Consider the following 23,413-nt stretch of genomic DNA (forward strand, 5'->3'; position numbering starts at 1 on the left):
CCCTAGAGAGGCTGATTGAAACATCTGTGACGTAATATTAGTGTCGCTAATACTCGTTAGAGTCCGTCATGAAATTCAACATGGAATTGTCATGAACACATCGCCCAGCCCCTATCAGATCAAGGCTTTCACCCATGTAGCGCGGGAGCGAAGCTTCTCGCGAGCGGCGCACTGTCTGGGGGTAACCCAATCATCCGTCACCCAGCATGTGGCAAAGCTGGAGGCGAGGATGGGCACCCAGCTTTTCATCCGGAGGCGCGAAGGTCTGGAGCTGACCCGTGCCGGGGCCGAGCTGTTCAAGATTACCGACAGACTGGCAACACTGGATCAGCTGGTCGCCGAAAAAATCAGCGATTATAGCGCCCTCAGTGATGGCCATATTCGGTTGATTGCCAATGCCCCACGCCCGGCCATGCCGATCATTGCCCGCTATGGCGAGCTCTATCCGCAGATACAAATCGACTTCACACTCTATGACTGGACCACATCCATGGTGCTTCTCAATGAGCGGCAGGTGGATGTCGCCATCATCACCGAGCCAGAGGAAAACGAGAACCTCTTCATCCATGAATTGCGCCGCTCCAGATACATGGCCCATATGCGCACCGATCACCCTTTGGCAAACCGCTCCGAATTATCCTTGAAAGATCTGCAGTCAGAATGCCTGGTCTTGCCGGGAGACGGATCCCTCACCCAGAAAATCATGCAATCCAAGATCGAGGAGCATGGCCTCAGCTTTGCGCGTCAGATGAAGACAACAACCTTTCCCATGGTCAAGGAGGCCCTTCTGCACAATCTCGGCGTCAGCCTTTTGCTGGAAAACAGCCTCTTTCCATCCGACAAGCTGGTCGCCATCCCGGTACGCGAAATGAACGAGCAATATCGAGATTGTCTCGTCATCCCAAGGGACAAAAAAGACCTCAGACTGATCAACAGCTTCTACGGCATCTGCATCGACGCCATGGTCCCATGAAAGGCCATCAGGGCAGCAAGGCCGGAACGCTGTCTGAGAGCAATTTCGCGGCTGCCAAGGCAAGGAAACCATAGACAATTTTCACAAAGACATCCTGGTTCACCAAGGAATGCAGACGCGTTCCAAGGAAAACACCCACAAACAATACGGGCGCAAGACATGCGCTGGTGACCATACTTGAAGCAGAGAGGGTGCCCGTTGCCCCATAGGCAATCGTCTTGATGAGATTCAAGGAGAAAAAGAAGACGGTATTGGTTCCCACGAACCACGTCTTTTGCAGCTTTTGATCCAGCAGATAGCCTTTGACCGGCGGGCCACCCGCATGGGCAACAAAACTTGCAAAGCCGGACAGAAGCCCCAGTCCCCAGACCACGGGCCGATGGGTCACACCAAAGATGCATCCTGCACGCCGGGAGGCAAAAAACTGCAAAACGAAGAATATGGCAAGAAGCCCAATAAGCAGCCTGATAAAATCCACGTCCATATGCTGGAATGTGATGCTACCCAAAAACAACCCGATAAGAGCCGCAGGCAACAAACCAAACACGATTGACCAATCCCATGTTTGGCGATAGCGCCAGACAATCAGGATATCCATGACCAACAAGATTGGCATCATGACAGCAGCTGCAAATTGAGGGGCAACATGGAGCGACATGATGGGAACTGCCATAACCCCCAATCCTCCGCCAAAACCACTTTTGGAAATACCCGTCAGCAAGATGGCCAGAATTGAAGCAAGATAAAAAGAAAGTGTGAGTTCCATAGGGTCCGTCCGTTTGATGGTTCAAACTTGTGTAAACCCCGCATTTAAATCTTTGAAACGATTTTATTTGGCTTTAAAAATCTCATATGAAGATTTCATTTGACATCAATATGCTCAAGACATTTGCACTTGTGGCGCAAGATCTCAACTTCACGCTTGTTGCCGAAAAGCGCAACACCGTTCAATCGGCAGTGAGCGCCCAAATCAGGAAACTTGAAGAAGCCCTGGGCCAACCCATGCTGTCGCGCGGGCGCGGCCAGAGTATGCATCTGACCCCCGAGGGGGAAGCATTTCTGATCTATGCACGCCGTATACTTGCCTTGTCAGAGGAAGCAATTGAGACAGTCCGCACAACCAATTCACGACAAATCCTGAGACTGGGAACAACAACAACGCTGGCAATGTCCATTGTCAGCAATGTCTTGAGAACATTTGCCAGACAAAGACCCGATGTTCAAATCCAGATACAATGCGATCGCAGCGACAGCCTGCTTCAACGTCTGGAAGAGGGCGAAATAGACGTGGCTTTCATGATGGATCAGGGACGGCATGCCTTGCGATCCTTCGTACATTCCATGGATCTGGAATGGGTTTGCTCACCTGATTTTGCATTGCCTGACGAAGGCCCCATACCTCTTGCCTTTCTCACGGACGGGCGGGATCTCCGACAATATGCCCTGACCGCGTTAGATACCGCCGGACAACAAGGGCATATCACACATCTAAGCCCTCATCCGGTAGGCGTCCGATCCCTTGTTCAAGCCGGATTGGCACTGACCGTCATGCCACGCCTGACAATTGTAGAGCCTTTGGTCCCCGCATCCGGAACATTCAACCTTCCCAAACTGTCACCGATTGCTCTTGCAGCTTATCATGCCCCGCGTGAGGGAGTTTCCTGTGCAGATGACTTGCTCCATCTGCTCGAAACTGCCGCAAAATGAAAAGAAAGCGAACCATCCATACAATCGCATGAAAGATCGCTCCGTCACCCTGTCAGCAGGCTTCATACAATTGCAACACAAGGCGATTATGACGTCTCTACTCTGGCATCGGGAATACGGCTGACGGTTTGACAGCAACAGGGATTGTACCTATAAAGTTCGAACAGGGGTTCACAAGCACCTCGTGAGGCGCCAGCCAAAACTTGTATCCTTCCAGTCTGATAGCTCTTTATGGAGGATGCTCTATGGCGTCATATAACGAAATATCCGTATCCACACTCGCCCGATTGATCGGCACGCCCGATTGCCCAATCCTGCTTGATGTTCGCATTGATGAGGACTTTACCGACAGCCCGCAATTGATCCCGGGCGCGCGCCGCTACCCCTTCGACAAGATCACCGAAATCGCAGACAGTCTCAAGGACAAGGCAGTCGTCCTGTATTGCCAGAAAGGCCTGAAGATCAGCCAGGGAGCCGCAGCACTATTGCGCAATTGTGGCGTCAAGGCCGAAATCCTTGGCGGCGGTCAGTTTGCCTGGAGAGATGCAGGCTTGCCCATGGTTGACGTCAGCAAGTTGCCGCCATTGGACAATGAGGGCCGCACAATTTGGGTCACACGCCACCGCCCAAAAATTGATCGCATCGCATGTCCCTGGCTCATTCGCCGGTTCATCGACCCAAGGGCACAATTTCTGTTTGTCTCGGCGTCTCAAGTGCTCAATGTCGCAGATCGCTTCAACGCCACCCCCTTTGATATAGAGGGTGTTTTCTGGAGCCATCGTGGCCCGGACTGCACTTTTGACACCATGGTGGAGGAATTTGGCATCAAAAATGATGCACTTGCAAGACTGGCCTTGATCGTGCGCGGGGCGGACACGAACAGACATGATCTCGCCCCCGAAGCCGCAGGCCTTCTGGCGGCGTCGCTGGGCCTGTCTCGCATGTATCGGGACGATCTTGAACAGCTCGAGGCTGGCATCAAGCTCTATGACGCATTCTATCGCTGGGCACGCGATGCGACCAATGAGGGACATGACTGGCCCGCGATGTCCAGGAGTACATGATCTTGACCACCCTCACCGAAGTACCAGGACGCACAAGTCCTTCCCTGAGCGAGGCAACACGCGTCTGGTGGAAAATCGGCATTCTATCCTTTGGCGGTCCTGCTGCACAAATCGCCTTGATGCATAAAGAAATTGTCGAAGAACGCAGCTGGCTTTCAGAACAGCAATATCTGAATGCCTTGAGCTTTTGCATGTTGTTGCCCGGCCCGGAAGCCATGCAGCTCGCAACATTTGCGGGCTGGCGCTTGCACGGAACCATCGGCGGCCTGATTGCAGGGCTGCTTTTTGTCCTGCCCGGCGCGGCAATCATCATGGCATTGGCCACAATCTACAGCCTGTTTGGAAATGTACCGCTGGTCGAGCTGCTTTTTTATGGCATCAAAACTGCGGTTCTGGTCATTGTCGTGGAAGCTTTGTTACGTGTGGCAAGGAAAGCCCTGACAAAGAGACACCACTGGGCCATAGTCGGGCTGGCTTTCACCGGCATTTTCTTCTTTTCTCTGCCCTATCCGCTGATCGTTCTGGCGGCAGGCCTCATCGGCTGGCTCATGAGCACACAATCCCATGAGCAACAAACCGTCGACATGGCCCATATCTCGGCGTCCAGAACATTTGTCACATGTCTGATCTGGCTGTCGATCTGGCTCATCCCGCTTGTGGCACTGGCTGCATTGGGTGCCCCTGATCTGCTTGTTGAAGTGGGCACCTTCTTTTCGACCCTGGCGGTCGTCACCTTTGGCGGAGCCTATGCCGTTCTGGCCTATATGGCACAGGATGTTGTTGTGCAATTTGGCTGGTTGACGGCAGGGGAAATGGTCGATGCACTGGGATTGGCAGAAACCACGCCCGGCCCCTTGATCCTCGTCACACAATTTGTCGGCTTTCTTGCTGGCTTCAATCAGGGCGGACTGCTGCTTGGACTGGCCGCAGCCCTCGTCTGTCTTTGGGTGACATTCACACCATGTTTCCTATGGATATTTGCCGGTGCCCCTTACATCGAATGGATCTCGAACCAGCCCCGATTGAAAGGCGCACTTCAGGCCATCACGGCGGCGGTCGTCGGCGTCATCCTGAACTTGTCCATTTGGTTTGCCCTTCATGTTCTGTTTTCAAAGGTCAGCCTCAAAAAACAAGGGGTCCTGACCTTATGGACGCCAGAACTCGCATCCATCGAATGGATCGCCCTGGCATTGTTCATATTCTGCTCTTTTCTGGCTTTCCGGATGCATTGGGGCATCATCAGAATATTGCTTGTGGCTTCCCTGACAAGCGCAGCATTGCGCTTTGTCCTGTAAGGGATTAGAGCGTATTCCCGAAAAGTGTGTGCGGTTTTCGGATAAGAATATGCTTGGAAACAATGGCTTGAGCATTTTGAATGACCAGGTATTCATTCAAAATGCTCAAGTCGCGATTCAACGATTATGAGAAGTGCTTTAACGATACCCGATCATATGAGGGGAAGACGGATATCGGTTCTGAGCTCGGACGCCGGGGTCTGTCGCGGATCATTGATATAAACCTCCAGGGGCGGCTCGTCCCTGGGCTCAAAGCCGGACTTTGGCAACCAATGTCCGTATAGCCATTCATAAGCCCCCTTCAACATCGCATAAGGCCCTGTATGTTCCAGCACGGCATAGCGTCCACTGGAAATATCGAAATATTCCAGCTTCTCCAGATCCTTGGGAAAGCTTTCCCTGATCGCCACAGCAACGTGCGAGCACATCTCCTCATCGGGCTTGGTTCCCGGCACATCATGATAAAGACAGAACAAAAGATCCACCTCGTCCATCAATGAATTGGCAATCAACACAGATCCCAGTTCCTTGAAAGCTCGTCCGATCTGTCGATAAGGTCCCTCATGGCGGGCGCCGGCAGCGGCAAAGCCATCCATCTCCTTCACAATCATCGGATAAGCATCATCAGCCATTGCATTCTGCTCCCATAGGTGCGTGACCTTGGCGCCCTGCTTTCGAAAATCATCGGGTGACAAGCCATGCGTCCGTTTGAAGGCCCGAGAAAAACTGGACAGATTGGTATAGCCTGCCTGCTCGGCAACAGAGCGAACAGGGTCGGATCCTTGCAACAAGACATTGGCCGCCCAATTCAACCGCAACCGACGCACCACTTCGGCCAGCGTTTCGCCGGTCATGGCTCGAAAGACATGATGCCAGTGATAGGGAGACATGCAGGCAATCTCGGCCAGACGATCCAGGTTTAGCTCCTCGCTCAGATTGTCATAGATATGCGTCATCACACGGTTCAGCCGCTCTTCATAGGCTGTAAAATTCCGACCCTCAGACATCAGCGCCTTTCCTTCCACTCATGTGCTGAGCCTAAACCAGACGCAGTTTGCTTGTCTTGCGGAATTGAAAGCGGCGGGCTTATGGGTATCAGATATGATTTGGACCAACGAAAAGAAAAGCCACCCTCTCTTGCCCGAAATCAGGTTCAGATAAAGAACAATCCTTCGTTGCGCACTCACAAAAGACCGCTTTGCGGACAAAGTGATCAGTTGTGCTGGCCAGCGAACTATCTCCCTGAATTGGTCCGACATAAAGAGGTAGGTGTTCACGCGCCAAATCTTGGCTCGGGAACACCTGTTATGCCTAAGTCATATATTGCAAAAAGACTTCCTCTTTGAGGGCCATCTTCGGGGAAGCGGGGCAATGGCGGTTTTGCCATGGAAGTCACATATAAAACATCCAAATTGGGTCCGCCGAAATTCACGCTAGTTACCTTTTTAACAGGCATATCAATGATCCGGTCAACATCACCATCTGGGGTAAAGCGGGTCAATTTGCCATCATAAACCAATGCATTCCAGAGGTATCCCTCAGCATCTACCGTTGAGCCATCTGCAGCCCCACCATTTGAGCCGTCTACCTTTGCAAAGGTCCTGCGATTATTCAGTTTTCCAGTTTCGATGTCATAATCGTAAGCCCAAATTTCACCTGTCCAGGTATCTTGAAAATAGAAAATTTTGTCATCGGGACTAAAACATGGGCCGTTTGAACAAATAATCCCATCATCCACTTTTGTGACACTAAAGTCTGGATCCACTCGATAAAGTGCGCCGCTGGCATCGTCTTCCATCGTATCCATTGACCCAACAAAAAATCGGCCCTTGCGATCAACCTTGCCATCATTCAAACGATTTGTGGGAAGGTTGGGTTCAGGGTCATAAAATAATTCGCAATCACCAGAATTGAAATCTAGTGTGTAAAAACCGCCTTCCAAACTGCAAATCGCGCCTAGTCCATTGCTGCGAAGAGCCAAAGAACCAATTTTCCCGGGAACATCCCAAGCGCGGATTTCAGTGCCGTCAGCCGTGCATCTGAAAATGCGACCATCCACCGAGTCAATAAAATAAAGGCGTTGCTGTTCAACATCCCAAATTGGACCTTCGCCAAGTGTGGTTTTGACATCTAAAAGTACTTCTATCCGCATGGAGTTCCTCCTCAATGGTTTTTCGCTTAAAACGAGACCTGATCGCCACCCTTTAGGGATAAAATTTCTCGTGCCTCATTTGGTGTTGCAACCGAAAATCCTAACCCCTCTACTATGCTGCGCATTTTGAGCACTTGGGCCGCGTTAGAAATCGCAAGTTCACCTTTTCCGATCCAAATACTGTCTTCCAGCCCAACACGAACATTGCCGCCCATATCAGCTGCTTGGGTCGCAATCCTAAATTGATTTGAGCCAGCACCCAATACAGACCATCGATAGTCATCCCCAAACAATCGGTCAGCAGTGCGCTTCATATGCATCACATCATCAGGATGCGGGCCAATGCCCCCCAGTAAACCGAATACTGATTGCACAAAGAACGGTGCTTTGACCAATCCACGATCTGCGAAATGCGCCAGATTGTAGAGATGTGAGGTATCGTAACACTCAAATTCAAATCGCGTGCCATTGCCATAACAAGTCTCAAGCACATACTCGATATCCTTGAACGAGTTTCGGAACACCAAATCACGAGACCCTTCTAAATGCTCGCGTTCCCAATCATGTTTGAAACTCTTGTATTTGCTCAATAATGGATACAGACCAAAATTCATTGATCCCATATTTAATGATGCCAACTCAGGCTGATAGGTGGCGGCAGGTCGCACGCGTTCCTCAACTGACATGTATGGACTGCCACCGGTGGTGATGTTAATGACCGCATCTGTGCTGTGTTTAATGCGGGGAAGAAATTGAGAAAACCCTTCAGGTGATTGGTCCGGTTGACCCGTTTCTGGGTTGCGAGCATGCAGATGTAAAATCGACGCGCCAGCATTTGTTGCATCAATTGCCTCCTTGGCAATTTCGTCAGGAGTGATCGGCAAATATGGTGTCATGCTGGGGGTGTGGATCGCTCCGGTTATGGCACAAGTGACAATAACCTTTCCACCTTGATCGAAAGCATTACTCATGCACTTATCTCCTGTTGTTCATTGTATTTGGATGCACCGATATTCAAAGCGTTTCGACATTGCCATCGACGGCCAAGGACTGCCCCGATAGATTATTGCCTGCATCCGACAACAAAAACGCGACCGTTTTGGCTACGTCTTCCATGGTCACCATGCGGCGCAACGAGATCTTGGATAGATAATCACGTTCCATTTCGTCATAACTAACGCCGGTTTCTTGCGCCCGATCCTGAATCACACTCTCCATTCGTGCCCCAGCCACAATGCCCGGCAAAATCGCGTTAACTCGAATGTTGTCAGGACCTAACTCTTTAGCTAGACTTTCGGTCAAACCGATCACTCCAAATTTTGCAGCAGAGTACGGGGTTCTAAATGCATAACCGTGCTTGCCAGCAGAAGATGACATACTCACTATTGATCCACCGCCCGCAGCTTTCAGCATAGGAACTGCAAAATGGGCTGAGATAAATTGACCACTTAAGCAAATGTCGACACAACGACGCCAATCTGCGACGGAAATATTTTCCACGCCACCGGTGGGACCGGCAATTCCAGCATTGTTCACCAATGAATCCAAACCATCCAACTCTGCTTCAACTTCGCAAAAGAAACGTTCGACAGCATTTTCGTCAGACACATCCGTTACACGAGCAAGACAGTTCCCCAACTCCTCTTGTGCAACTTCTAAGGCACCTTGATCAACATCACAGATTGCGAGCTTGGCACCTTGACTATGTAACAGGCGCGATATTTCAAGGCCGATACCGCCAGCCCCGGCGGTCACTACCACTCGTTTCCCTGCCAAGCCGGGCAGACAAATATTCGTTGTGTTGGTCATAACTAACGACTCCTTTTTTCGCGCAACGCGATGACTGCGGCTAAGATCACAAGGCCAAAAAAGACGGGCCGGAATGCGAATGGTAAAGTGGTTCCCGCGAGCAAGGTTTGCATGGAAGTCAGCAGCAATGCTCCGCCAAACATGCCGATATAATGCCCACGTCCTCCGGTGATCAAGGCACCGCCTACTACGACAACCGCGATGGAGGGTAAGAGATAATCATCTCCCATGCCTAAACTGGCTTGTCCGGAAAAACCGGTAAGCAAAATACCAACAAGCGCGGCACAAATGGCAGAGAGGATATAGACCAATATCAGCGTTTTATTGGTGTTTATCCCAGAGAGACGGGCCGCTGCTTCGCTATTTCCAATGGCGTAAACGCGGCGGCCAAATGCAGTTCGACCCAATAACAAAACAGCACACGCTACAAATAAAGCCAATGCTGGAATAATGGGTGTAGTTCCAAAAAATTCACCAGTCATCATCCAACGCAAAGCCGGGGCAGCAAAACCATCGGGCGTACCATTGGAATAAATCAACGCTGCTCCCTGCAACAATCCGTTCATGGCCAATGTTACAACAATTGGCGACAATCCCAGGGCCACAACGCCCAATCCGTTCATGGTTCCGATAAAGACCGCCACCATAAGGGTGATGGGAATTGCATATATTAAGGCGCCATTGTCCCCCTGAACAATCCCGGCGACCAATATACCGGATAGACCAATCATCCAAGGAACAGATAGGTCCAATCCACCCGTTAGGATCACCGTGCCTTGGCCAAGCGCCAAAATGGCCAAAAACGACGACAACACCAAAAGAGCGTCCCAATATCTAAATGAACTAAAGACATTGCCCAACGTAAATTGGGTTAGCAGTAGCACTAAGAACAGGCAGATAAATGCTGGTAAAGTATAACGTAGCATGGCTGCATTGCGCTTTAAGAAACTTAGACGATCATGTTGGACAAGTTCGGCATTGCCCGCAATGTTCAACCGATTGTCCACAAAGGGTCTTTGGCTAACCAACATGCCTTTTTTACGGGCAATAATATCTTGTCTAACGCTCCGCAATTGGACCGCTAAAGGACTGTTTGATGACAATGTACCCGCCAACACTGCCGCCATTAACACCATGCTTTCTGCAATGGTTGCATAATAGGCAGACACGTTTAAAGACAACAGGATGTTGACCACGAACATCAAAATGTACGCCCCAAAGATTGATCCTATGAGGCCGCCTTTACCACCACCCAATCGGGTACCGCCGATAACGACAGCGGCAAAAGTAGGTAGCAGTAGGGAATTACCGACCAATGGATCACCTGACCCTGTTTGGGCGCTAACAAAAACACCCGCCAGTCCGTAAAGGCCTCCTGCAAAAACATAGGTAGAAAAGGTCACCCACCGGGTTTGCAATCCAACCGATTCAGCCGCCTCTGGATCGCTACCAATAGAATATAGCGCCAAGCCAAATGGTGTTCGCTTCAACCACAACCAAAGCAAAGCCACAATTGCTAACAGTACGATAGATGCTGGCAATAAATTGGCTACCGCATCACCCATGAAAACCGACGCTAAGCTGGGGGAAATGAAACCTCCTGGTTTGTCCATCACAAGTAAAGTCAAACCCTGCACAATGAACATAGTGGCCAAAGTTACGACAATCGGTTGTAGGCGAAGATAGGCGATAAAAAAACCATTAAACGCGCCAACTGACATGCCAACACCAATACCGATTGCTGTCCAAAGTGGCACTGATGCCTCATAATTGGCTGGGTCCATCTGAGTCGCAAGCACAGCATTGACCAATGAGACAACCGCACCGGCGGATAGATCAAACCCACCCGACAAGATAACTAGCGTTTGCCCAGCCGCGGCTAAGGCAGTGGTTGTGCCCCCACTGGCCATGAATGAAATGTCGAAATAGGAAAGCGGATAGGGGCTAATTGAACTGTTCAAGGTAAACAGCGCAATCAAAACTAAAAATGATACCAAAACTGCGCGATTGCGCGTCAATCCAAGAACAAATTGGGATTTTCTATTTGATGGACGTGTGTTTACATTTTCACTTTGGTTCATGCTGCACCTGATGTTTGTTCGTTATTTGCACCAAGCGTTGCTTGAATTATGTTGGTTTCAGTTATTGCTTCTCCATCTAACCAACTGGCAATTTTGCCTTGGTAAAGCACACCAACTCTGTCCGACATATGGGCCAATTCAGGCACTTCAGTAGAGTGCAATAAGATAGAACCGCCCGCTGCAGTAAAGGAGCTCATTAGTTGATAAAGTTGATGTTTTGTGCCCACATCAATTCCGCGAGTTGGGTCAAATAGAAGCAAAATTCGGCTTTGCGCCACGAGCCATTTAGCAATTGCAATCTTTTGCTGATTGCCACCTGAGAACGCGCTTACGGGCAAATATTGTGCCCGTGAATCAACTTCAACTGCCGCGAAAGAAGTTGCTGTCGCGTTAGTTTCCTCATGTGGGTTCAGCAAGAATTTTTTGCAAAATCGATCAATGACGGGAAGGCTGGCATTTTGTTTTCCCGGTAATGTAAGAAACAAACCTTCAGTCTTACGTTCCTCGGGCACCATACCAATTGCAATGGAAGGATGTAGAGCATCTGCTGGTGAACGCAGATGCACACTTGCGTCATCAATTAGCATTTCACCTTTATCAATCGGTGCCGCGCCAAAAAGTGCATTGAATAATTCCTTTTGTCCCATGCCTTGCAGTCCGGCAATGCCGACAATTTGACCGGGATGTAATGCGAAATTGATTTTGTGTAATTTGTTTCCAACTGAGAGGTTTCGCACTGCCAAAACTGGTTTTATGCCGTCAATTTTGACGGGATCGCGCTGTGGAAACGCCGTTTCAACCGACCGGCCAATTATCAATTCAAGGATTTTTTCGTCAGCGATGTCCTTTACGGGACTTGACTTTACATGCTGGCCATTGCGCAAGATTGAAAGTGTATCACAAAATTCACGCACTTCCGGCATGCGATGCGAGATGAACAAAATTGTCACACCACGCATCTTTGCATCAGCTATGATCGTGCCCAACCAATCAACATCATCTCCCGTTAGGGCGGACGTGGGCTCGTCCAACAGTAAAATTTGTGGGTCGCGATAAAGTGCGCGAGCAATTTCGATTTTTTGACGTGTTGCAAGGTCAAGGTTGCCTGCCAACTCATCGCAATTCACATCCAGGCTAACAGATTGAAAATGTTTAGATACTTTGCGAGCTGCTTCAGAACGCTTCAACATGGATAAAGTGTTGGTTGGCCCCTTGGGTAGCATCATATTTTCTAGAACAGTCAGATCTGGGATTAGGGTTAGTTCTTGAAATGCTGTTTGAATACCGCAAGTGTGTGCGTCTCTTGGGGAGCGTAGTGCAACCTGACGACCATCAATCAAAATGGTGCCGCTATCTGGTTGGATTAAGCCAGACAAAAGCTTCATTGTGGTCGATTTTCCGGCTCCGTTTTCGCCCAAAAGCGCATGAACCGATCCTTTTTTGACTTGAAAATTCACACCATCATTGGCAATTGTTGGGCCGTAAGCCTTGCGTATATTGATCAACTCGATAACTGGAGGGCGTGGTGGTTCCAACATAGTAGTTCTCTTGAGGAAATGAAGATAAAGTTGCGCCCTATGCTAAGGCACCAGGCGCAAAATGTGAGTTGACGCTATATCTTACATTTCTGGTTGACCAACCAAAGCAGCGTTGAGGCCAACCTCAGGCAATTCGTCAGAAAAGATCGATGCAAACCAACCTGGGTTGGAAACCAATGATGGAAGGAACGCATTACAGCCAGCTTTTTGCTCTTCCCAACTTCCGGTATCACATAGTTTAACCGTCTCGTTGGTGACCAGTGGCAACGGCAATGTTGTTAAATTTGCGACTTCTTTGCCATCAAGAATATCCACAGCCAACTTAAATGCCATCGCGCCCGAATAAGGTGGCGATGCATATGAAATGCGCGGCGCACCAAGGGGTGAATATGGACCGTTAGCGCCTTCAACTTCAGTACCTTCAGGTAACATTTGAACGCGACCACCATTCGATCCCTCACCAGCACAAGGGAGTAGAGCATCATTAGAAATTCCTGCTTCCAACTGCATTGAATTGGCAGTAAAACAGCCAACTTGCATCCACAAGCCGTCAATGTCGCCCCAGTCCCGCGTCGCTAGAATTTTCGACAATTCAGTCCGTGCAACAGCTTGGCTCCACATGCCTATAGCTTCACCAACAATATTGATGCCTTCATACTGTTCAAAAACCTGTTTAGCTGCTGCTGTCCGTGCCGCATCTACTGAAGTGCCTGGCACACCAGTCATCAACACAATGTCACCTTGCCCACCTAATCTTGCAGCTAGCCATTGTGCTGTAGCTTTGCCAGCTTCTAGTTGGTCTATGGTAACGTTATAGGCACAAGGTTCACTGATTTCACCGTCATAAGCGATGATCGTTACGCCTTTGTCACACGCATTTTTCACCACGTTATTCAATGCCGTTGGTGAAATGGGGTAGACGACAATGGCGTCAGCGCCAGCCTGAACCATAGCGTTAATTTGCTGAATTTGCCGTTGGGCATTTGGGCCAGCCACTTGAACCTGCAAGTTCACGCGATCGGCATAATTGGGATGTGCCGAAATCGCCTTTACCATATTGGCCGCCTCAGCTTGCCAATCATTTCCGATGTAGCTCATGGATAAATATACGTCATATTTTTCCTGAGCGCTGACTGTTGTTGCTGAGAATGCCAGCAAGCTTGTGGCTATTGCCGCTTTGGCTGCCGATTTTAGATTGAACATATTTCCTCCCATTAATTTTTTAGCTCGGTATATTATTGATTATTGATTTTTGATCAAAAGTCAATAATCAATAATTTTTGATCTTTATGCCAATGAATTTTTGGGTTATAAAGAGTTGGAATAAAGAGAGATTTTAAATGAATTCGACCCTTAAAGCTATTAGGCCAGTTCGCCGAGAAACCCTGCAATCAGCAGTTTACGAACAATTGTGCGAATTAATTCTTGAAGGTAATTTAGCACCTGGCGAATCCATAACCGTGGCAAGTATTGCCAAGGCCTTTAACGTTAGCCCAATGCCTGTGCGCGAGGCAATATCTCGCTTAATGGCAGCTGGAGCACTAACTGTTGTTTCAGGCCGTTCCATCGGTGTGCCGCGGCTTGATAAGTCAGTTTTCACCGACCTGCGGAATGTTCGGCTTGAAGTTGAAGCAACGGCATTGAGATGGGCAATTGCCAATCCAAGTACAACATTCCACAAACTCCTTGAAGATAAACTTGATGAGATGATTGAGACAGAGCAGAATAAGGAGGCTAAAGGGTTTTTGCGGGCAAATTATGAGTTTCACTTTACGATTTATCGTCAAGCGAACTCTCCCATTTTACTAGAAACAATCAGTAACATTTGGCTTCGCATCAATCCCTATTTTCATCTTCTGCAACAGTCCGGGCATTATAAGATTTCCAATGATCAGCACCGATCCATGATCGAAGCAATCAAGAAAAATGATGAGGTCCAGGCGGTGGAGGCGCTCAAAGATGACATTAATAGCGCACACAGTACGATGGTGGCACAACTTAAAGACTTGGTCTAACTACAGTGGATTTGGAACGACCCAACGGGATCCCGTCAACCCAGATGCAGCACTTCTAATTTGCATTTGGCGAGAGTCGTCGCCAGCAACATCGGGAAATTGATGAACCTTACAATTGAAAAATGCCTCAGGGAAATTTGGTTTGCTGGTGTTGACGCAGTCAGGGGCGAGGGTAGCGTTAAAACAGCCTTGACTGATTTTGATCTACCAAAACCCGACCAAATCATTTCAATTGGCAAGGCCGCAGCAGACATGCTTTCCGGAGCACAATTGGTATTTGGCAGCGACATACCGGCAATGGTGGTCACAAAATACGGCCACAGCCAATCCCTACCCGGGTCGGTGCGAACTATCGAGGCAGCACACCCTATCCCTGACAGCAACTCGCTTATTGCAGGCAGGGAAGTCTTAAGGGTTGTGAAACAGTGCCCGCAAGGTTCGCACCTATTAATGCTTGTATCAGGTGGTGCATCCTCGCTTGTCGAATTATTGTCAAAGGGCAACACATTGGCCGACCTGCAAACCGAAAATTCGCGACTACTTGCCTCGGGCCTTGATATTGGCCCAATAAATATGTGCCGAAAAGAAATCTCGCAAATAAAGGGCGGTAAACTTCTTTCCCACTTTGCTGGCGCCTCTGTAAATGTGTTGGCTATATCTGATGTGGAGGGAGATGACCTTTCTGTTTTGGGTTCGGGTATTGGGCAGGGTCCAAAAAACCCCCAGTTTTCATTTAGTCCATATATTGTGGCGTCGAATAAGGTAGCACGTGACGCCGCCGCAGCCCGCGCAGCTTCACTAGGATTGAATGTCGTTGTAAATGCCGAAAGTCTTTATGCAGATGTCTATGAGCTTGCTGTTAAAATAGCCGATGAATTACGAAACGGCCCCACAGGTGTTTATATTTGGGGCGGCGAACCGACAACTATTCTGCCTTCCAATCCAGGTCACGGCGGTCGAAATCAAGCCCTGGCACTGGCATTGGCCGAGCAAATATTACGGATGGATGAGCTAACTGTGCTGGTGGCCGGAACCGACGGAACCGATGGTCCCACAGATGCCGCCGGCGGACTTGTAACGAGTAAAACGTGGACAGACAAAGCTGCTCTCTATTTAAAACACGCAGATAGCGGCACTTTTCTCCAATCTCGCGGTGCATTGTTTAAGTCGGGACCAACTGGCACGAATGTCATGGACTTACTGATTGCAGCTAAACATTAGAATGAGCGAGCCCAAATTCGTTTAAAGTTTAAAACGACCATATTCAGGTTGGAGTTTGTAAGTTCAAATTTACAGATGGCACTGCTTTGTGTTTTGGCGAATTTCTTGAGTTGGCGGGGATTATCGGCACTCTTGAAGCCTAATACGTTACAACAAAGAAGCTTTAATTTTTGACTGGGTTAACAGACGAGAGTAATTGAGAAGTCGAATGATCACTATGGGCTCGAAGCGGACATTGGTGAGTAGTGTAGCATATCCGTTCTCACGACTTCGGCAGTGCGGATAGAGCTGGCTTTCTTTTTTGGCATAGTGACAGAGGCTGGATATATCGGATGCAGCCCCGGAAGACGGGCGCGGGTTTAAAATGACTTGTGCGCAGGCAGTCGCCGTTCAGCGATAGAGATCGGCCCGGCTTGGCGGCAGATTTGCTGGTCCCTTGGGATTTTTGCTGACAAGCACCTGATAGAGACGGGCTGTGCCGCGCAGGAAGGCAAGGGATGATCCGGCCAGATAGGCGATCCAAATGCGATAGACTTCCTCTCCCACCAACTCCACCGCCTTGTCGCGGTTGGTCTCCAGCCGGTCCAGCCAGAGTTTCGTGGTCAGCTGATAATGCTCGCGCCAGCCTTCCACATCCATCACTTCGAACTTGTTCTGTTCGAAGCTGGAAATGGTCTGGCCCAGATCGATCAGTTCGCCGCCGGGGAAGATGTATTTCTGCAGGGCGCGCTGCTCGGGGCGGGAGGAAAAGCGGTTCTTTTTCTTCTTGGCCTTGCGAGAGATGGCATGGTTGAGAAACAGCCCTTTGTCGACGAGCAGGCGGTTGATGGTGGCGCAATACTCGTTGAGATTATCCTCCCCCACATGTTCCATCATGCCGACCGAGGCGATCTTGTCGAAGGGGCCTTCAAGATCGACATAATTCTTGAGTTCCACACTGACGCGGTCTTCAAGCCCCTTGGCCTTGATCTGTTCGCGGACATGGGTCAGCTGGGCCTCGGACAGGGTGACGCCATGGGCACGCACGCCATACTTTTCGGCCGCATGGAAGATCAGCGCGCCCCAGCCGCAGCCAATATCGAGGAAACGCTCTTCGGGTTTGAGGCGTAGCTTGCGGCAGATCATGTCGATCTTGTCATGCTGGGCCTGATCCAGCGAATTGTTCCAGTCGGTGAAATAGGCACAGCTATAGAGGCGTCGCTCATCGAGGAACAACTCGTAGAAATCGTTGCCGACATCATAGTGGAACTGGATGAAATCGATCTCGTTGCTCTTGGGCAGGTTTTTGCCATGGTTGTTCTCATCGCCTTCAAAAGCCCGGCCCTCATCGAGATTGACACCGGGAGAAAAGAGGAAGGCGGTCAAGAAGGACAGGATGGTGCGCTTCGGAATTTTCTTCAGGCGTTTGCGCGAAGGAGAGAGGGCAAAGAGCAGGCCGACATCATAGAGCGTGCCGCCCTTGATCTCGATGAGACCCTTGATATAGGGGCGGATGATGCGGTCGAGGCCAGGGCGACGGAGCAGCGAGGCGATGATACCCGGATCCTTGATAAGGATGGCGAGGTCGGGGGCGGGGTTGCTGCCCAGAGGGACCCTGGTTCCGTCCCAGAGTTCTATGGCAATGTCGGCATTGAGTGCCTTGGCCACCTCGTCAAGAAGGGCCAGTGTTGGCTTCAGTTGCTTCTGTGCTTCCGGTTTCCCGCTCATTGTGGCCCCGCTTGTTCGTTCCGCTGGCAGATACTACCTTCGGTTTCGAGATATATAGGCTGCCACTGTCACTGGAATATGGCAAGAGAGGAAATATCGGCGCAAGCTCGCGCAAATGCGTGAACGGACGCAATTCTGTCATCATTATTGCCAATTCTGGAGACTTTGTGGTTGAGCATTGGGCCCGTCTTCTTTACCAATTTAAAGAGTTCGCTGTTGGCCGCATGTCCAGCCCTCTCCCCCTCCCAAACCGCCCACTAGGGTACCATGACGGGTGGTTTGGGAGGGGGAGAGGGCTTGGCTCAGAACTTTTAATTCAGACTTTAAATGCCGATTTTCACCTGCAAGGAAACCATTATGAACAAACCACTCGTGTCCGAAGCGAGGAGCTGGGCGAAAATCCTTGCCCCCTACAAGTTACCTCATCATGGACGCAGTGTGTTTGAACTGATCCTGACGATGGGCCTCTTTGCGCTTTGCTGGGGTGCAATGCTGTGGTCGGTTGGCTCTGGTTATTGGCTATATTTCTTGTTGCTCGTGCCAACTGCGGGTCTGCTCGTTCGTATGTTTCTTATCCAGCATGATTGTGGTCACGGTTCCTTTTTCCGCTCAAAGCTGGCCAATGACTGGCTAGGGCGTTTCATCGGTGTGTTGACGCTGACCCCCTATGATTTTTGGAAACGCACGCACGCCATCCATCATGCCAGTTCGGGAAATCTGGATCGGCGAGGATTGGGCGATGTCGACACAATCACGGTTCATGAATATCGAGCGCTATCGCCCTTTAGAAAACTGCTCTATCGCCTCTACCGCAATCCATTGGTGATGTTCGTTCTCGGACCTACCTATTTGTTCTTTTTGCAGCATCGATTGCCAATTGGCCTTATGCGACGGGGCTGGGTCCCTTGGGTGTCTGCGATGTCTACAAATGTCGGCATCATTGCTGTTGCCATTGCAGGCATGTGGATTTTCGGGGTGAAGGAATTCCTGATCATTCAGATCCCGGTTACCATTCTGGCGACGACGATTGGCGTTTGGCTGTTTTTTGTTCAGCACCAGTTCGAGGGCGCGCATTGGGATCATGAAGAAGACTGGAGCCGACATCATGCCGCTCTGCATGGCTCTTCTCATTATGACCTGCCGCCCGTCCTGACTTGGTTTACAGCCAATATCGGCATTCACCATGTTCATCACCTGGCAAGCGGCATCCCCTTTTACCGACTGGGGAAAGTGCTGATTGATCATCCTGAATTAAAGGATGTCGGACGCATCACAATCGGCGAAAGCCTGCGTTGCATCCCCTTGGCCTTGTGGGATGAAGACAGCCGAAAGCTTATTTCTTTCCGAGAATTCCGACAGATGACGGCGAACCAAGCGAGCGCTTGAACAGGCCGATCAGCGCCTTCATTGAGCGAGTGCTCCGCAAACTCCCCGGCGTCATCAGCATCTGCTCAAACATCTCCCTGCGCGAGATGAAAGGATCCAGTTGTTTGCCGGTGCAGGGTTTATGGTCCATTGTGGATTTTTATTAGATTATATTGTTTCAGTGCAGTCCTAGTGAAAATGTCACTTCTTCTCGTTGGGATTGTCGTCCGGTTACTGAGTTAATGCTTTAATGTGTCCCAAATAGTAACAGGCATTTAAGTTGTAAACATATCCCTAGATGGATTTTTTATTAAACCGCAGTTCGATGCGAGTCTTAAGATCGTTGGAAGTCTGTCCTCGGTTACAGTAGGAACCCAAGGTTTGTTTACGAGTGCCTCAAGTCCCGTCTCTTCGATGGAAAGACGAAGACGCTGATTTTGGCCGTCAAATCGGTTTACTGCTGTGGCCATATGTTGGCTTATTACCAATGCTTCAAGGATAAACTGGATGGCCTGCCGAAGTGTAACGTTTCCGAGTGCGATTAACCGCTTCCTTAAATGTAAGGTTGATAGGCGGTGGTGCCCACCTACGTTGACCAGTAGTTTATCATCATCGCAGGCGCATCCGGCAAAGGAAGCGCATAGCAATGCTGCATAAAGGCATGAAGCGGCGGCTTTGTCGTTCATCGTTGCAAACTGTTCCTGAATTATTTTTATAATTGTAAAGGGACAGAACCAACCATCCATTCGTCCGACTTCAGCGAATTGCTCGATTGTCTCTGCTCGTTCGTCAAGAGTCTCCAGCAATGTCCCAAGGTGAGAACCAGAAGGTAATCCAAATTCTGCATCATTGAAGGCAGTTTCGGCGTCGGTTGTCATTTTTACAGTATCATGTACACCGTTCAGTACTTTATACTCACACCAAGAAAGAAGTGTCTCGAAAGCGAGCCTTTGTAGCTGGCGAACTTGCAGTGTGATCCATTTTTTGCGTGCAGTGATCAACCCCTCGGGGATGGAATATAAAACGTCATCCCATTCGGAATAGTACATTTTTTGACGTACTTCATCTGGAGTAAGCGGTCTTGCTGAACCTGAAAGCTGAAGACGTGCAAGCGCTATGGTACTACTTCTTTTGCCAAGCGCTTCCGCATAATTGCCAACGGCATTTTCATCAAATAACGCCAAGCGGAACGCGGTTTGCTCTTCTTCTGAAGCGGTGTTAACACCCCAAAGCTGCCATAGAGCTGTTGCATCGTTCTCTGATGCTTTTACCGGTTCAAGTGTATTCAGGAGACGTTGGTAAAGATCAGGCTTTTGTCTCAGCACCTCGTCTAGTTTTGTAGCAAGCAGAATTCCTTTTCCGGTCGTTCTGAACAACTCAGGGCGGTGTGGGGCCAGGAAGCCAAGACCGGAAATAGTTTTTGATGCCGGCCCATACCAAAGGGCGGCGATGAGGCTGGTACTATTCTGTACTCTTTCCCACGCTTCAAATGTTAGTTCCACCTGCCCATTGGTGCTCGCAGGCGGTTCAGCAGATTTGCCTGGAATATTTGGGGCATTCTCAACTTGTGCACCCCAGGTGAACAAGATTTCTATGCGTTCACGAAAGGCACGCGCCTCAATATTGGTCGGAGCGAGTTTACTTTGACTTGCACAAAGTTCGTGGAACTTCCAGAAGATCCAGCTCAATATTGAGAATGGTCGGATGAACGGGGTTACGTTATTTGTACCTGGGATGAGATCGGCCATCATGTCGAGATTGGCCTGCCGTAGTCCGAGGAAGTCTACACCGCTGTTTTCTGAAACAGGAGGCGACAAGAAAAAGGCTGATTGTGGTAATTGTTTGCTCATGGTGACACATCCAGTGTAAACCTCTTGCAATGAATACAATGCCCGATCCGGTAGCGTTGGTACTTGGCAGTGATATCGATAGAGAAGCTGAAATAGTCAAATGCGCAGGAAGGGCTCTTATTCTTCACAGCACGGATTCTCCGCCGCCAGTTGGGGCTTTGAAATGCTTTCAGTAAAGCCGTTCCCGGCGTTGACCGGAATATTTTCCACTCCCTTGGAATGAGATGCCCGGCTTCGGCAAGTGTCAAAGCTCGGAGGAGCTGCTGCCTTATCGTGGGGTGGGACAGTATTTCGGTGATCGAATTGGATAACAATTCACTATTAGCTGTCTCGCCAATCAAGAGTGGGCCGAAGCCAAAATCACTATTAGCAATCAGCGTGTTAAGCAAATGCTCCTTATCAGCATCACCATTATAGAAATGCTCCAAGCAATCGTGCAGGTTTTCTGCGATTACATCACGATCACTTTTTGCACCTAGCGCAAAAAGAATAGCGGCGTTAGTGATGATATGTTGCTCGAGAGAAGAAACTTTGTCGGGCTCTGATATTGCAGAGCGGCAAGCCTGATAAAACCAGGTGTACAAAAACTCATAGGCGTCATTCAAATCGCTTAGCCGGTAAATCCGCATCCACATACCGACCTCAAGTTTCAGAACAAGAAGAGCCCTGATGCTGGATGGTTTGTCCATCGCTTCATTGATCAATTTGTCTATGTGGCTTTCAAATTCAGCAAGAGCACACTTCCTCGAACTCCTTTTTTGCTTTTTGTTCGTGCTGCCGTTGTTTACTGCATCTTCTCCAGTAACAACAGATTCACCGAAATTTGACGCACCAATCGTTTTGCTTCGGCCGTGGCCGAGAAAAACTTTTCTCAGCCTTTGCATTGCCTGATCAAATGCGTCAATCTGATCTTGCCCGTTACGCCCTGTAGGCGTTCCGCTCCCACCTATTTCTTCAATGGGCGCAAGATCTTCCAGATTTACGGTGATCACAGTAGTTTCGGTCGAAGGGCCCACTCCCTCATCGATTTTTCGAACAGGTAAATCATATAAACGTATATGATTTTCAGCATTAATACTCAAATAATCAAGGAGCGCGTCGATATCATCATCCGATTCTTCACGTCTCATGATTCTGCTAAGTGAACCTGCTGTTAGTCGTCGTCGTCCCGGCATTGCGAGAAACATCTCGTTGTGAACCCATCCGCGTGCTTCGCGATCGCCCTGTGACAATAGGATTTGCAGAGCAGGCATTTGGGAGAAAGGTTCAAAAGTGTTGTCCTTTTTAGAAAATCGACCTCGTTCGTCCACTTCCACTTCAAACGGCGTCGCATCTCCATCCGCCTGGATCATCAATCCTCGCCAGAAGCCTTTGACAGGTTTTAAAGAGATAAGCTGACCAGTTAGGAGAGTTGATTCATTGCGATCAAATCCAGCATAGACAATCTCGCTTTCTTTGAGACCGGATGGCATGCGAGATTGAGCTTCAAACACAGGCGCTTTAATAGTTTCCCAGCTAAGAAGTGATTTCTCTGAATCTAGCTTACGCAATGTGCCAAGCTCGACATTCTCTGTCGTTGTCAAAGCCTTGCGCGTGGCGTTGATACTGCCGCTCAAAATGACAGTTCCGTCAGAACACGAAAACTCATAGAGCTTAGCATGAACAAAGCGTTTGTCCTTGCTGACAACCCGAACAGGAGTAACAGGGAATGGCAAAGAAGTTGCCTTCGAAAACGGGAAGGGGCTTGTATCCTTGCTTGTGACGGCAATCGCGATTGGAACTTTTCCAAGTTCGTTCGATAGTAACTCTACTGCTAGGCCATCAGGATCGTGATACGGTGATACAATGGAGACGGATGAACACGTCCCGTAGTCCGTAAGAGCGATAGGTATTTGGCTAACAATAGGATCGTCCAAAGAATGCAATAACTGGACTGGTCCTTTGCTTTTGTCTGATGCGACGAGTGCCCGGGCTGAAAAATCGTCAATCCATTCGGTTCGGGCAAACTTGATGTCATCCCGCGCCCGCATCGCCTCTAGATAATCTGCAAAATCTCCAAATGCGGTACCGTGCGTTTCAGGTGTCAAGGCTTCAAAAACTTCAAGATTTCGACCATGCCCTGCGAAGGTGATGTTACCGCTACCGATTAAAAGCAGATCATCTTGGTCACTGGACAAGTAAATGCTTTTAGCATGAAACACACCGTTAGGCAGCGCTGCAGGAACAAGGTGGTATTCATGTCCGATACGCATGGAGCGACGCTCTAGTAGAGAAGAACGATATCCTTCGGCATCTGCGATCAGCCAAATATCTGAGCAACCAGACCGCAAAAGCAATGGTAGTATTTCTGATTCAAAGTAACTTAGACTTAGGGTATAGGTCGTGAATAATGCGTGTTTCCAACTGCGCATCTGAATGATATCAACGATTGATGAAACACTGCTATCCATAATTATTTGTTGACGTCAAAGCTAAACTCCCTCTGAAGATATTGTCCAAGTTTATTGGGCACCTGAAAACTTGGGGCCAAGGGCTTCATATGCAATCAGAATCACGCGCGAAGATTGTTATTGAGAATTTAGACAACTTCAAGAGGCTTGAAATTACTTATCTATAGGGTTCGTACATTTGTTGAG

Annotated in this window: 18 protein-coding genes; 7 read left to right on the top strand and 11 right to left on the bottom strand. The window is 49.3% G+C overall.

All coding sequences use genetic code 11. The features are described from left to right. Positions 1-91: 91 nt before the first annotated feature. Entirely contained in the window at positions 92-973 is an 882-nt protein-coding gene (locus CRO57_RS11885; RefSeq protein WP_097153662.1) for a LysR family transcriptional regulator, read from the top strand. 7 nt (positions 974-980) lie between these two features. Here the strand turns inward: CRO57_RS11885 and CRO57_RS11890 are convergent, their stop codons facing one another. Continuing rightward, positions 981-1,739: a sulfite exporter TauE/SafE family protein gene (locus CRO57_RS11890; RefSeq protein ID WP_097153663.1), complete on the bottom strand. Its 759-nt coding sequence runs from the start codon at positions 1,737-1,739 to the stop codon at positions 981-983. A 110-nt stretch (positions 1,740-1,849) separates the two neighbouring features. Here CRO57_RS11890 and CRO57_RS11895 point away from each other — a divergent pair, with 110 nt between their 5' ends. The 3 genes from CRO57_RS11895 to chrA all read left to right on the top strand — a co-directional run bounded on the left by CRO57_RS11895 (position 1,850) and on the right by chrA (position 5,039). Next, a complete protein-coding gene (locus CRO57_RS11895) occupies positions 1,850-2,680 on the top strand; it encodes a LysR family transcriptional regulator (RefSeq protein ID WP_170956064.1) in 831 nt (276 codons plus the stop codon). A 245-nt stretch (positions 2,681-2,925) separates the two neighbouring features. Beyond that, a complete protein-coding gene (locus CRO57_RS11900; protein WP_097153665.1) occupies positions 2,926-3,744 on the top strand; it encodes a chromate resistance protein ChrB domain-containing protein in 819 nt (272 codons plus the stop codon). After that, a complete protein-coding gene (gene chrA, locus CRO57_RS11905) occupies positions 3,741-5,039 on the top strand; it encodes a chromate efflux transporter (protein WP_097153666.1) in 1,299 nt (432 codons plus the stop codon). Before CRO57_RS11900 ends, chrA begins: the two co-directional genes overlap by 4 nt. A 152-nt stretch (positions 5,040-5,191) precedes the next feature. On the opposite strand, the gene CRO57_RS11910 is transcribed toward chrA, so the two are convergent. The 7 genes from CRO57_RS11910 to CRO57_RS11940 form a co-directional block, all read right to left on the bottom strand. Then, positions 5,192-6,046, bottom strand: a complete 855-nt coding sequence (locus tag CRO57_RS11910) for an AraC family transcriptional regulator (RefSeq protein ID WP_097153667.1) — start codon at positions 6,044-6,046, stop codon at positions 5,192-5,194. A 266-nt stretch (positions 6,047-6,312) separates the two neighbouring features. Further along, the gene (locus CRO57_RS11915) at positions 6,313-7,191 is read right to left on the bottom strand and encodes an SMP-30/gluconolactonase/LRE family protein (protein ID WP_097153668.1); all 879 of its coding nucleotides are present in this window, start codon (positions 7,189-7,191) and stop codon (positions 6,313-6,315) included. Positions 7,192-7,217: 26 nt separating this feature from the next. After that, positions 7,218-8,162: a 3,5-dioxohexanoate:acetyl-CoA acetone transferase gene (gene kce, locus CRO57_RS11920; RefSeq protein WP_097153669.1), complete on the bottom strand. Its 945-nt coding sequence runs from the start codon at positions 8,160-8,162 to the stop codon at positions 7,218-7,220. 43 nt (positions 8,163-8,205) lie between these two features. After that, positions 8,206-9,000 carry an SDR family oxidoreductase gene (locus CRO57_RS11925; RefSeq protein WP_097153670.1) on the bottom strand — a complete coding sequence of 265 codons (795 nt, stop codon included), beginning with the start codon at positions 8,998-9,000 and terminating at the stop codon, positions 8,206-8,208. Positions 9,001-9,002: 2 nt separating this feature from the next. Continuing rightward, positions 9,003-11,081 carry an ABC transporter permease gene (locus CRO57_RS11930; RefSeq protein WP_097153671.1) on the bottom strand — a complete coding sequence of 693 codons (2,079 nt, stop codon included), beginning with the start codon at positions 11,079-11,081 and terminating at the stop codon, positions 9,003-9,005. Beyond that, the gene (locus CRO57_RS11935; protein WP_097153672.1) at positions 11,078-12,619 is read right to left on the bottom strand and encodes a sugar ABC transporter ATP-binding protein; all 1,542 of its coding nucleotides are present in this window, start codon (positions 12,617-12,619) and stop codon (positions 11,078-11,080) included. Before CRO57_RS11935 ends, CRO57_RS11930 begins: the two co-directional genes overlap by 4 nt. Positions 12,620-12,700: 81 nt before the next feature. Further along, positions 12,701-13,822, bottom strand: a complete 1,122-nt coding sequence (locus CRO57_RS11940; RefSeq protein WP_097153673.1) for a sugar ABC transporter substrate-binding protein — start codon at positions 13,820-13,822, stop codon at positions 12,701-12,703. 137 nt (positions 13,823-13,959) lie between these two features. Here CRO57_RS11940 and CRO57_RS11945 point away from each other — a divergent pair, with 137 nt between their 5' ends. Together CRO57_RS11945 and CRO57_RS11950 are read left to right on the top strand one after the other, a co-directional pair. Next, positions 13,960-14,634, top strand: a complete 675-nt coding sequence (locus CRO57_RS11945) for a GntR family transcriptional regulator (RefSeq protein WP_097153674.1) — start codon at positions 13,960-13,962, stop codon at positions 14,632-14,634. 102 nt (positions 14,635-14,736) lie between these two features. Then, positions 14,737-15,855, top strand: coding sequence for a glycerate kinase type-2 family protein (locus CRO57_RS11950; RefSeq protein WP_097153675.1), 1,119 nt, complete (start codon positions 14,737-14,739; stop codon positions 15,853-15,855). Positions 15,856-16,245: 390 nt separating this feature from the next. On the opposite strand, the gene CRO57_RS11955 is transcribed toward CRO57_RS11950, so the two are convergent. After that, positions 16,246-17,562 carry an SAM-dependent methyltransferase gene (locus tag CRO57_RS11955; protein ID WP_097153676.1) on the bottom strand — a complete coding sequence of 439 codons (1,317 nt, stop codon included), beginning with the start codon at positions 17,560-17,562 and terminating at the stop codon, positions 16,246-16,248. 357 nt (positions 17,563-17,919) lie between these two features. On the opposite strand from CRO57_RS11955, the gene CRO57_RS11960 reads away from it, so the two are divergent. Beyond that, positions 17,920-18,948, top strand: coding sequence for a fatty acid desaturase (locus tag CRO57_RS11960; protein WP_097154054.1), 1,029 nt, complete (start codon positions 17,920-17,922; stop codon positions 18,946-18,948). Positions 18,949-19,202: 254 nt separating this feature from the next. Here CRO57_RS11960 and CRO57_RS11970 read toward each other — a convergent pair whose 3' ends face one another. Together CRO57_RS11970 and CRO57_RS11975 are read right to left on the bottom strand one after the other, a co-directional pair. Beyond that, the gene (locus tag CRO57_RS11970) at positions 19,203-20,777 is read right to left on the bottom strand and encodes a hypothetical protein (RefSeq protein ID WP_097153677.1); all 1,575 of its coding nucleotides are present in this window, start codon (positions 20,775-20,777) and stop codon (positions 19,203-19,205) included. Next, positions 20,774-23,227 carry a phospholipase D-like domain-containing protein gene (locus tag CRO57_RS11975; RefSeq protein WP_097153678.1) on the bottom strand — a complete coding sequence of 818 codons (2,454 nt, stop codon included), beginning with the start codon at positions 23,225-23,227 and terminating at the stop codon, positions 20,774-20,776. Before CRO57_RS11975 ends, CRO57_RS11970 begins: the two co-directional genes overlap by 4 nt. Positions 23,228-23,413: the final 186 nt, after the last annotated feature.

Source organism: Cohaesibacter gelatinilyticus (assembly GCF_900215605.1).
GTDB lineage: Bacteria > Pseudomonadota > Alphaproteobacteria > Rhizobiales > Cohaesibacteraceae > Cohaesibacter > Cohaesibacter gelatinilyticus.

Coding starts and splice junctions, on each gene's coding strand:
- CRO57_RS11885 (WP_097153662.1), top strand. CDS start 92: ATGAACACATCGCCCAGCCCCTATCAGATCAAGGCTTTCACCCATGTA.
- CRO57_RS11950 (WP_097153675.1), top strand. CDS start 14,737: ATGAACCTTACAATTGAAAAATGCCTCAGGGAAATTTGGTTTGCTGGT.
- CRO57_RS11940 (WP_097153673.1), bottom strand. CDS start 13,822: ATGTTCAATCTAAAATCGGCAGCCAAAGCGGCAATAGCCACAAGCTTG.
- CRO57_RS11935 (WP_097153672.1), bottom strand. CDS start 12,619: ATGTTGGAACCACCACGCCCTCCAGTTATCGAGTTGATCAATATACGC.
- CRO57_RS11960 (WP_097154054.1), top strand. CDS start 17,920: ATGAACAAACCACTCGTGTCCGAAGCGAGGAGCTGGGCGAAAATCCTT.
- chrA (WP_097153666.1), top strand. CDS start 3,741: ATGATCTTGACCACCCTCACCGAAGTACCAGGACGCACAAGTCCTTCC.
- CRO57_RS11955 (WP_097153676.1), bottom strand. CDS start 17,562: ATGAGCGGGAAACCGGAAGCACAGAAGCAACTGAAGCCAACACTGGCC.
- CRO57_RS11975 (WP_097153678.1), bottom strand. CDS start 23,227: ATGGATAGCAGTGTTTCATCAATCGTTGATATCATTCAGATGCGCAGT.
- kce (WP_097153669.1), bottom strand. CDS start 8,162: ATGAGTAATGCTTTCGATCAAGGTGGAAAGGTTATTGTCACTTGTGCC.
- CRO57_RS11910 (WP_097153667.1), bottom strand. CDS start 6,046: ATGTCTGAGGGTCGGAATTTTACAGCCTATGAAGAGCGGCTGAACCGT.
- CRO57_RS11945 (WP_097153674.1), top strand. CDS start 13,960: ATGAATTCGACCCTTAAAGCTATTAGGCCAGTTCGCCGAGAAACCCTG.
- CRO57_RS11895 (WP_170956064.1), top strand. CDS start 1,850: ATGCTCAAGACATTTGCACTTGTGGCGCAAGATCTCAACTTCACGCTT.
- CRO57_RS11930 (WP_097153671.1), bottom strand. CDS start 11,081: ATGAACCAAAGTGAAAATGTAAACACACGTCCATCAAATAGAAAATCC.
- CRO57_RS11890 (WP_097153663.1), bottom strand. CDS start 1,739: ATGGAACTCACACTTTCTTTTTATCTTGCTTCAATTCTGGCCATCTTG.
- CRO57_RS11925 (WP_097153670.1), bottom strand. CDS start 9,000: ATGACCAACACAACGAATATTTGTCTGCCCGGCTTGGCAGGGAAACGA.
- CRO57_RS11970 (WP_097153677.1), bottom strand. CDS start 20,777: ATGAGCAAACAATTACCACAATCAGCCTTTTTCTTGTCGCCTCCTGTT.
- CRO57_RS11900 (WP_097153665.1), top strand. CDS start 2,926: ATGGCGTCATATAACGAAATATCCGTATCCACACTCGCCCGATTGATC.
- CRO57_RS11915 (WP_097153668.1), bottom strand. CDS start 7,191: ATGCGGATAGAAGTACTTTTAGATGTCAAAACCACACTTGGCGAAGGT.